The sequence below is a fragment of the Bradyrhizobium huanghuaihaiense genome (genome assembly GCF_007830635.1).
Taxonomy (GTDB): domain Bacteria; phylum Pseudomonadota; class Alphaproteobacteria; order Rhizobiales; family Xanthobacteraceae; genus Bradyrhizobium; species Bradyrhizobium huanghuaihaiense.
Window position 1 is genome coordinate 54,549 of the sequence record NZ_VLLA01000003.1, and the last position, 9,128, is coordinate 63,676.

13 protein-coding genes and 1 tRNA gene are annotated in these 9,128 nt (G+C 62.9%); 5 read left to right on the forward strand and 9 right to left on the reverse strand.

Going from position 1 to position 9,128, the window contains the following annotated elements:
- The first annotated feature begins 86 nt into the window (after positions 1-86).
- Complete coding sequence (locus IQ16_RS07840; RefSeq protein ID WP_018647379.1) at positions 87-1,025, forward strand: GlxA family transcriptional regulator; 939 nt, start codon at positions 87-89, stop codon at positions 1,023-1,025.
- Positions 1,026-1,074: 49 nt separating this feature from the next.
- Here IQ16_RS07840 and IQ16_RS07845 read toward each other — a convergent pair whose 3' ends face one another.
- The 4 genes from IQ16_RS07845 to IQ16_RS47250 all read right to left on the reverse strand — a co-directional run bounded on the left by IQ16_RS07845 (position 1,075) and on the right by IQ16_RS47250 (position 2,735).
- Entirely contained in the window at positions 1,075-1,263 is a 189-nt protein-coding gene (locus IQ16_RS07845; protein ID WP_026312691.1) for a hypothetical protein, read from the reverse strand.
- Between the two features lie 10 nt (positions 1,264-1,273).
- Positions 1,274-1,603 (reverse strand): four-helix bundle copper-binding protein, encoded by a 330-nt coding sequence (locus tag IQ16_RS07850; protein WP_018647377.1) that lies wholly within the window; start codon positions 1,601-1,603, stop codon positions 1,274-1,276.
- A 104-nt stretch (positions 1,604-1,707) separates the two neighbouring features.
- Positions 1,708-2,610: an NAD(P)/FAD-dependent oxidoreductase gene (locus IQ16_RS07855; protein WP_145831352.1), complete on the reverse strand. Its 903-nt coding sequence runs from the start codon at positions 2,608-2,610 to the stop codon at positions 1,708-1,710.
- Positions 2,607-2,735, reverse strand: a complete 129-nt coding sequence (locus IQ16_RS47250) for a hypothetical protein (protein WP_018647375.1) — start codon at positions 2,733-2,735, stop codon at positions 2,607-2,609. The genes IQ16_RS07855 and IQ16_RS47250 overlap by 4 nt, the downstream gene beginning before the upstream one ends.
- A 258-nt stretch (positions 2,736-2,993) precedes the next feature.
- Here IQ16_RS47250 and IQ16_RS07860 point away from each other — a divergent pair, with 258 nt between their 5' ends.
- Positions 2,994-3,287, forward strand: a complete 294-nt coding sequence (locus tag IQ16_RS07860; RefSeq protein ID WP_018647374.1) for a putative quinol monooxygenase — start codon at positions 2,994-2,996, stop codon at positions 3,285-3,287.
- A 278-nt stretch (positions 3,288-3,565) separates the two neighbouring features.
- Here IQ16_RS07860 and IQ16_RS07865 read toward each other — a convergent pair whose 3' ends face one another.
- Positions 3,566-4,741: a lipase family protein gene (locus IQ16_RS07865; protein WP_018647373.1), complete on the reverse strand. Its 1,176-nt coding sequence runs from the start codon at positions 4,739-4,741 to the stop codon at positions 3,566-3,568.
- Positions 4,742-4,864: 123 nt separating this feature from the next.
- Here IQ16_RS07865 and IQ16_RS45060 point away from each other — a divergent pair, with 123 nt between their 5' ends.
- Positions 4,865-5,023 carry a hypothetical protein gene (locus tag IQ16_RS45060; RefSeq protein ID WP_018647372.1) on the forward strand — a complete coding sequence of 53 codons (159 nt, stop codon included), beginning with the start codon at positions 4,865-4,867 and terminating at the stop codon, positions 5,021-5,023.
- Between the two features lie 182 nt (positions 5,024-5,205).
- Here IQ16_RS45060 and IQ16_RS07870 read toward each other — a convergent pair.
- Together IQ16_RS07870 and IQ16_RS07875 are read right to left on the reverse strand one after the other, a co-directional pair.
- Positions 5,206-5,290, reverse strand: a tRNA-Leu gene (locus IQ16_RS07870).
- A 161-nt stretch (positions 5,291-5,451) separates the two neighbouring features.
- Positions 5,452-5,694 carry a FliM/FliN family flagellar motor switch protein gene (locus tag IQ16_RS07875; RefSeq protein WP_018647371.1) on the reverse strand — a complete coding sequence of 81 codons (243 nt, stop codon included), beginning with the start codon at positions 5,692-5,694 and terminating at the stop codon, positions 5,452-5,454.
- An 80-nt stretch (positions 5,695-5,774) separates the two neighbouring features.
- Here IQ16_RS07875 and lipB point away from each other — a divergent pair, with 80 nt between their 5' ends.
- The gene (lipB, locus tag IQ16_RS07880; RefSeq protein WP_018647370.1) at positions 5,775-6,512 is read left to right on the forward strand and encodes a lipoyl(octanoyl) transferase LipB; all 738 of its coding nucleotides are present in this window, start codon (positions 5,775-5,777) and stop codon (positions 6,510-6,512) included.
- Positions 6,513-6,534: 22 nt separating this feature from the next.
- On the opposite strand, the gene IQ16_RS07885 is transcribed toward lipB, so the two are convergent.
- Entirely contained in the window at positions 6,535-7,542 is a 1,008-nt protein-coding gene (locus IQ16_RS07885) for a hypothetical protein (RefSeq protein WP_018647369.1), read from the reverse strand.
- 325 nt (positions 7,543-7,867) lie between these two features.
- Here IQ16_RS07885 and IQ16_RS07890 point away from each other — a divergent pair, with 325 nt between their 5' ends.
- Complete coding sequence (locus IQ16_RS07890) at positions 7,868-8,581, forward strand: DNA helicase (protein ID WP_018647368.1); 714 nt, start codon at positions 7,868-7,870, stop codon at positions 8,579-8,581.
- A 44-nt stretch (positions 8,582-8,625) separates the two neighbouring features.
- Here the strand turns inward: IQ16_RS07890 and IQ16_RS07895 are convergent, their stop codons facing one another.
- Positions 8,626-9,048 (reverse strand): tautomerase family protein, encoded by a 423-nt coding sequence (locus tag IQ16_RS07895; protein ID WP_026312690.1) that lies wholly within the window; start codon positions 9,046-9,048, stop codon positions 8,626-8,628.
- Positions 9,049-9,128 lie beyond the last annotated feature (80 nt).

Genomic DNA, 9,128 nt, shown 5'->3' on the forward strand with positions numbered 1-9,128 from the left:
CCTCGACATCGCGCTTGACGATGGCAGCCTGCCATGTTGGCCTTGAGATCGGAAACGGCGTAATTCCCTCATTTTTGGACGCGTCCATGATCGGCTTCCTGATCTTTCCCGAATTCCAGTTGCTGGACGCGGCAGGTCCGATCTCGGTGTTCGAGATCGCAAGACGCCATGTGCCCCATGCACCGCGCGTGATCACGGTCGCGGCCAAGGCCGGCGCGGTGCGCAGCTCGTCGGGCACCGAGATGCTGGCGCGCAGCCTGCGATCGGCCAGCGGGGTCACGACGCTGTTCGTCGCAGGCGGCGAAGGCGTTGAGGCCGCGGCGCGCTGCAAGACGACGATCGCCTTCATCCAGAGACTGGCGCGGCGTGGCGTGCGCATGGCCAGCGTCTGCTCGGGCGCCTATCTGCTCGCCGAAGCGGGACTCCTGGACGGCCGCTGTGCAACCACGCACTGGTCCTGCACGCGCGACTTCACCGGACGCTACCCGAAGATCCGGCTCGAGCCGGACCAGATCTTCACCCGCGACGGTCAAGTGTGGACGTCGGCGGGCATCACCGCCGGAATTGATCTCGCACTCGCCATGATCGCCGAGGATCACGGCGAGGACGTCTCGCAGGCCGCCGCGCGGCAGCTCGTGCTCTATCAACGCCGCGGCGGCGGGCAGTCACAGTTCTCGACCTTGCTCGAACTCAAGACGCCGAACGGCCGCTTCGCCAGCCTGCTGTCCTGGGTGCGGGAAAATCTCGACGCGCAGCTCACCGTCGATGCGCTTGCCGAGCGCGCGGGATTGAGCGCGCGGCATTTCGTGCGCTCCTTCATCGCCGAAACCGGATCGACGCCGACCAAGGCCGTCGAGCGCCTGCGGGTCGAGGTGGCGCGCGAACGGGTGCAGTCCTCCGGCGAGGCGATCGAGCGCGTCGCGCAATCCACCGGCTTTCGCGATCCCGAGCGGATGCGCCGCGCCTTCATCCGGGCCTTCGGCCACCCGCCGCAGTCACTGCGGCGCTCAGCACGGAGCGCGTGACGGCAGGCGAATCGGCGAGGAATACGCTGAGGGCGGCCGACGGCGCGAGCTAGGGTCCGCCCGCGACCGATCCCGCGATCACCATGACCAAAGCGGCAAGATCGATCTTGCCGTTGACGACCAGCTCTTCCGAGCGGTTCGCCTCGCTCGCGCCCTGGAGCTTCAGCGCTTGCGGCCGGTCAGCCGCCTGGCGTTCCAGTTCGCCGATGATGGCTTCCTTGAGCTTCTCTTCCAGCATGGGCATCGCCTCACGCTGCCATCGCGCGGCAGGATTGGGCGCAGGAGCGGCACATCGCGACGCATTCGTCCATGCCGCCGATCCGCTCGCAGTCCTTGGCGCATTCGCTGCAGATCTCGGCGCATTCGCCGCAAGTATGCCGGTGATGCGGCGTGTTGATCAGCATAAAATGCGCGGCCGTCCGGCACATTTCGGCGCAGGCCATCATCAGGCGGAAATGGTTGGGCTCGACGTGCCTGCCGCCGGTCTCGAGGCAATGGTTCATCGCCGTGCCGAGGCAGGTCTGGTAGCAACTCATGCAATGCGCGATGCAGCGCGTCATGTCTTCCGATTGCGCCATGCGGTCTCTCCAGTCGTGCAGACGTCGCCCTCGCCCGCTCAACCAAGGCCAGCCACCACGCTTGGTTCCTGGTTCCCGCGATTGTGAGACTTGATCGAGGTCAGTCACACCAGGCGCCGCGGCAGGCCGTGATGGATCGAGCAGGCGGCAACCGCCGCGTGGCCGAACGCGACCGAGATCTGGTGCAGGTCGGTGACGACGTCGCCGATGCCGTAGAGCCCGCTGATCGTCGTGCGCTGGTGGTCGTCGACCTTGAGATAGCCCTCCCCGGTATGCTCGGCGCCCAACGCCATCGCGAGCTGCGAGCGCACCTGCGCTCCCATCGCGGGATAGACCACGTCGAAGCGCGCCGTCCTGCCGCCGGCAAAGACGGCTTCGAGGCTGCCGTCGCCCCGTCGCAATCGCAGGTCGGGCGCGATCTCGACCTGAACCCCCGCCTCGGCCAGTCCTGATCTTGCGGCTTCGCCGTCATCCCACCGGGTTGCGAGCAGCATCACGTCGCGCGAGTAGCCGCGCAGGAACAGCGCCTTGCCGGCGGCACGGTGAAGCGGTCCGATGACACCGATGCGGCGGCCGCTCGCCTCGAAGGCGTCGCAGACCGGACAGTAGCGCAACAGACCATCGGCGACCGCGGCACGCCATTGCTCGAACGGCGGATGGGTATCGACGATCCCGCAGGCGAGAATGACGGTGGCGGCGCCGTGCGCACCGCCGTTCCAGCTCGCCTGAAAAACGCGGTCGTGACGTTGCAAGGCCGTGACCTCGGCCGCCACGCGTATCACGGCGAGCTCGTCCAGTTGCGCCGACATGCGCGCGATCAACTCGTCACCGGACAGGCCGTGCACGAAGCCGGGGACATTATGACTGCGTGGGATCAGCGCGGCCCGGCTCGCACCCGCGTCCACGACGCAGACGCGGCGACGGAAGCGCGCCAGATATATCGCCGCCATCAACCCTGCCGGCCCGCCCCCGATGATGATGCAATCGAACGCCTGCGTACCGCTCATTTGGAGGGTGGATCCCGAAGCCTTGCGCCGGTCTCCTCGAGGCTCCTCATCGCTGCGCGCGTGGCGTTTTGCCCCAGCGACAGGCTGACCGGCCGAATTCCATCGCGAAGGTCGATCACCATCATGCCGGCTCCTCCTCAAATCGATCCCGTGTGACCAACCTTGAGGTGCGGCTCGCGGTTCCAAGCGCGCGATGAACCGGGCTGCGGGCCGCGATTATCGCCTACGTCCGCCGTAACTTCGTCCGGGTCAATTCGCGCCCCATGTCAGCGTGTTTTTGACCTGCGAGGTAATCGACCGAGCGCGGTCGCGTGAAGCACTCTTTCCGGGCAGGCCCGATACGCCGTTCCGTCGCCGCCGAACACATGCCGAGGAGAAGCACCATGCCGGTCACCTATGTCATCAAGTTTGACGTCGTTCCCGAGCAGCGCACGAATTTTCTGCGACTGCTCGGGGCGGTGCTCGACGCGATGAGACACGAGCCGACGTTTCATCAGGCGGTCCTGCATCGCGATCCGGCGTCCGAAAATCGCTTCATGCTCTACGAGACCTGGGAGAGCCATGAGGAGGTCGTGAACGTCCAGATCAAGCGACCCTATCGAGACGCCTGGCATGAGGCGCTTCCCACATTGCTCGCACGTGATCGCGATATCGAGATGTGGCAGCCGCTCTGTTAGGGCATCACACAGATATGAGGGTGGTCGAAATGAAAAACTGACCTGCAAGCCAGCATTATGTTTCGAGCAGCGCTCGAGCGACTTGCTGAAGATCATCGAGGTCATCAAGACCCACACCGAGAGCCTGGTGACAGGAAAACATCCGGCCGAGGCCGTGATGCCGCAATCTGGTGCGGGATGTGAACGGCCTCATGCCCAAATGCAGCGGCTAGAGTTGGGTGAGCCAGGCAAGCAGGAGCGATCCCCGCAGCCGGCTCAGCTCTGGCGTCATTCCCGGCTCAGCCGCCATACTGCTGCTTCATGTATTTCAGGTAGTTGCCGAGGTGGTGCTGCCAGAAATAGTCCAGCTTCTGGCATCCCGGCGTCCCATCGGTCGGGTTGCCACCCGGGTTGGCGAATAGCGGCAGCAGCGAGCCGACGTCAGCATAGTTCAGCGAGGCCTGAAGCTGGTCGAGGATCTGCTGGATCATATCCGCGATCGTCGATCCGGTGATCGGTGCGGCGGTTGCCGCGCCGAGATCGGCGGCGTTCAAATGGATCGTCTCGGATGTCAGTCTCCGAGAAAGACTCTCGACCCGCTGCTTGAGCCGCCTCACCGCATCGTCGCGAACGCGATTGACCGCGCTCTCACCGTCGGCGACCACGCTGCCGAGCGCGATCATTGCCTCAGGATTGAGACTGCCGCCGAACCCACGCAGCGGATTTGGCGTGTTGAGGTCTGATATCCACTCCAGCGCAAACGGCGCCTGCGGCACCCAGTCCTGCGTCGACGTCACGGCCCAACCGTATCCGTCGACGGCGGCAAGCCGCGCGTAGTCGTACGCGTAATGGTCGTTGCCGGCCTTGGCCGGCGCGAAGGTATAGGTCTTGTAGGACGGCCCCTTGAAAACATCCGTCGAGTGCCGGACCAACGAGGTCAGCAGCGTGGCGATCGAGGCACCCTGGCTGTGCCCGGTGATGTAGACGTCGTTGCCCTGCTCCGCCAGCAGCCCCAAGGTCACGAACAATGGGCTATCGGTGGTGAACAGCATGAGCAGCAAACTCAGAGCGAAGCCCGAATGGACACCGGCCTTCACCGCACTGTCACCCTCGTCGCGGGCGAGGTAGAACGGCAACGAGATCGGACCGAGCTTCACGTCAAAGCGCGCGTTGATCAGGGGGAACAGCAAGTCGGCCAACACGCTGGCTGCGCTTGCGACCGTGCCGCGCACTGCGATCGCATATTGGGTGGTGTCATTCTGGTTCTGCCAGACTTGCCAGTAGTTATCCAACAGCGTGGCACTCGTCGGGGTGAGGTCCTTGCGGATCGCCCAATTTGAGCTTGGATCGGGCACGGGGGGCACGCCGCAGGTTGCCACCACTTCGGTCAGCGATGGCGTGCCGGCGTAGGCATGCTGCGCCATCTCAAGCAGAAGTTGCGCCTCCGCGAATTGGAATCCCGACTTGAGCGTCATGCTGCCCTCCTTGCAAAGGTGCTCGACTCCAGCCGCCCGCATTCGGACCCGGAAGCCAGCGACCGATATTTCGCATCTCTCGGAGTTAATCAATTATAGGGTGCAATAACATAGAAACGCAATATGAAGGTGTCGATCGGCCAGCCTTCGCGATCAAATCTGGGCATCGGGCCGGGACTGCAGCGCGTCCATCATTCGAAATTCGGCAGCACGTCGATCGTGGCGATCGACTATCTCAATCCCGATTGGGCGCCCGAAAGCGACTTCGACAAAATCGATTGAGGACCGTCGCCGCGCCAGGCTGCCGCGGCCAATCTCGGCACAAATCAGATTGGTTGAGTCGCTTCGCCCAGAGGCATCTCTCCGATGCCGCCACTTTCGTGATCAGATCATTGATTTCATCTGCGAGCGCATTTCGGCAGAAACAGGCCCCTGCCCCGGCTCAAGCGGCGCGATCCGCCGTATGGTGCGCTCGGAGGGACTCGAACCCCCACGGTGTTACCCACTGCCACCTCAAGGCAGCGCGTCTACCAGTTCCGCCACGAGCGCTAGGAGATGCCGGCCTGAGGCTTTGAAGGCTGGCCGGATCAGCGGCGCCGATCTAACAAATCCATCAGGGGGATACAAGCCTGCAAAGGCACTGAATTCCACAAGCTTGGCAGGAAAATCCCCATCCCTGCCCGGATCGGCCCTATCGGGTGTCCGGGCCGCTACCGGGTCCCCGGCGAGCGCGGCAGCATCTGCTTGACCTCGACCGCGATTCGGTTGCGGTCGACCAGCACGACGCCGGAAGCGACCGGCAGATTATTGGCGAGCACCTTGACCTCGTCGGCCTCGGTTGCGTCCAGCTCGATGATGGCGCCGCGGGAAAGACGTAATACTTGATGGATCGGCATCGTGGTCGTCCCGAGGACGACCATGAGATCCACGGTGACTTTGTCGAGAGTGGGCACTGTCAGGACCGCCGCAACTTGGGACTTAGGACTTGGGACTCTTCATTTGCTCCTGATCATCACCACGTTATGGTTAGCCAATGGTTAATTCGCCCCAAAACCCCCGCCAAGACCTCGATTTGACGTCGTTTTCCGCATCCGCGGGCGCGCCCGTGGAGTGGCGAATCTCGGATGCTCCGGTGCCCTATCCGGAGGCGGTGGCCGCCATGGAGGCGCGCGTTGCGGCGATTGCGGCGGGCGAGGCGCCGGAGCTGGTTTGGCTGCTCGAGCACCCCCCGCTCTACACCTCCGGCACCTCAGGCAAGGATTCGGACCTGCTCGATACCCGATTCCCGACCTTCGCCACCGGCCGCGGCGGGCAGCTCACCTATCACGGGCCCGGCCAGCGGGTGGCCTACATCATGCTCGACCTCAAACGCCGCCGGCCGGACGTGCGGGCCTATGTCGCGAGCCTGGAGGAGCTGATCCTGAAGACGCTGGCTGCCTTCAACGTCCGCGGTGAGCGGCGCGAGGACCGGGTCGGCGTCTGGGTGAAGCGGCCCGACAAGGGGCCCGAGCACGAGGACAAGATCGCCGCGATCGGCGTCCGGCTGAAGCGCTGGGTGTCGTTCCACGGGATCGCCATCAATGTCGAGCCGGAGCTGTCACATTTCGCGGGCATCGTGCCCTGCGGGGTCGCTGATCCCCGCTACGGCGTCACCTCGCTGGTCGATCTCGGCCAGCTCGTGACCATGGCCGATGTCGACGTCGCGTTGCGCCAGGCATTTGAAGACCTGTTCGGGCCGACCAAAGCGTTGGTGCCGGAAGCGGCGGTTTAAGCGGCCGTTGGTGCGTTCGCCGTCAAGTCGCGGCGATGCGCTTCAAGGCGACAGTCAGGCGACTTTCAAGATAGGTCTGGGCGACGTCCAATGGAATGAACACCGCCTCGTTGGTGACGTGCTCGTCCTTTAGAGATCGCCAATCAAACTTTGGTCGTTCGTTTCCGGGTATTGCCAGCTTGGCGAGCTCCCAATCTTCTCGTTTCAACTCACTCTGCTCAAAGATGCCTCGATACAAGCAGGCTTGGGTTACCAAAATTCGCCAGAAGATGGGCCGTGAACGCGGGTGGAACTCGTCGATGAGAAAGCTAATCTCATCGAACTGCTTTCGAACACTGCTTGTTTTCTTCGCGTAGGCCGCCTCGCATTCCGCATAGGTCATCAGACGCATCCTGCCGTTGTCGGAAATGAGAAGCGCCTCGATTGCAGATTCCATGACCCCAAGCGGCAGACCCTGCCGGTAGTATCTTTCAGGATTTGCCTTGGCCTTTCGATCGGCATCCGCATCAAAGGGATCGTAGTCGATCATCGGGTTGGTCTTTGCGAGCGTAAACTCCGCTCCGAATGCAAAGAAGGCTTGTCGCGCGAGCGTGTACTGTCGCCAGATCAATGCGTCCAACGACAGGTCTACCGACGTGATACTGCGCTGCAACAGCTTCAGCGTCGCGCAGGGAGCCAAGAACCGATAAAGGGTGGACGTGCGATAGTATTCATCCCGCAAAAAGCACTCCTCATCGTCGGGCTCCAGATTGCCTGACTTCGCGTTCTCGGCCAGACCGACGATTCTGAAATATGCTGCCTCGCAATGCTCAACCAACTGGAAGAGAATCGGGCCACATTGCTCATAAAGCCGTTTGCGCGCTTCATATTCATAATCGCGCTTGGCGTCCCTTTCGGCCTTTTCGCGACCAAGCCTGTCCCTAAGTTCCTCGATAGCGGCTTGGTTCTTGCGAGTAGAAATTTGTGAGATCACTGCGACGGCAAGTGATGCCGAGGCAGCAACCAACGCAACGGCCATCGTCTGATCCATCTTCGCCCAATCAATTATTCGGAAAGCAATGCAATATCGCCCAGATCATCAACTTCAAGCTGCATTGGCTCAAGACAAGTGTCAAGCCGCGCGGCCGGGCGATAGTTTGAGCTTGCCCGCGAAATAGCGCCGCAGATGCGGCCGCAAAACCGTCGCCTCGCCGCTCGTAGCGGAATCGGCTATGCTTGTTTCCGGTGTCGCCCACGCCTCCCCCCTCCGCCGGGAAAGCAGACCTCATGCCGGGCGAGTTGATCATCGGCCGACTGTTCGAGCGCCAGGCATAAGGAGGGGTTGCGATCCATGCTCGCAATGGGAGGTTTTGACGATGAAACTGTCTGCGCCCATCTACCATCTGAAGCGCAAGGCGAAGCGCCTGTCCCGCGAAGCCAGCATTCCGCTCCACGACGCGCTTGACCGCGTCGCCGCGACCGAAGGCTTTTCCGCCTGGAGCATGCTCGCAGCGAAGGCTGCCGCAATGACGCCGGCGAGCAAGCTGTTCCCGCAATTCCGCCCGGGCGATCTCGTGCTGGTCGGAGCGCGTCCCGGCCAGGGCAAGACCCTGATGAGCCTCGAACTTGCCGTCGAAGCCATGAGATCGGGCCATCGCGCCGCTTTCTTCTCACTCGAATATACCGAGAAAGACGTCCTGGATCGCCTTCGTGCGATCGGCGCGGACCCCGCGCAATTCGCCGGCATGCTCGAGGTCGATTGCTCCGACGCGATCAGTGCCGACTACGTCGTCAAGCAGATGGCCGCGTCTCCCCGCGGCACATTCGTGGTGATCGACTATCTGCAACTGCTCGACCAGAGGCGGGAGCATCCCGATCTGACCGTTCAGGTGCGCGCGCTGAAATCGTTCGCGCGCGACAAGGGGCTGATCGTCGTCTTCATCTCGCAGATCGACCGGTCCTACGATCCAACGGTCAAGCCCTGCCCCGACCTCGGCGATGTCCGCTTGCCGAACCCGCTGGACCTGAAGCTGTTCGACAAGACGTGCTTCATCAACAACGCCGAAGTGCAGTTCCGCGCGGCGAGCTGACGGCTTCAGGCCGCGGGTGAATTGTTCACCCGCGGCCTGCAACGTCAAGCCGCCTTCAGCGCTACCTCGAGCTTGCCGGCGATGTAGCGCCGCTCCTGGGTCAGGCCACCGAACCCGTAGGCGTCGCCCTTGACCTCGTCGACATGCAGGTAGGTCTCGGGATGCAGCGGCCCCAGAATCCCGGCCATGCGCTTGAACATTGCGGCGAGATAGGCCGCCTTCTCGTCCTTGGTGTTGGTGCCCTCGGTGACGTGGATATCGATCCAGTAGCTGGCAAGCTTCTGCTCGGCGAGCGACTTGCCGCCGGCGAACCAGTCGCCGGCATCGACGGACTTCACGATAATCGCGGTCACCTTGGGATCCTTGTGCAGTATCTCGGCGGTGAGCTCGGACACGGCGTTCGCGATATCGGCCTTCAGCGAGGGCGACTGGCGGGAGGTGGTGTAGGACACAGTGATCAGGGGCATGGTCATTCTCCTCGATATGCTGCGCGACTTGCGCGGCGTTGGAGAGAAACTAGACCTTCCACCGTCATTTTGGTATCTTA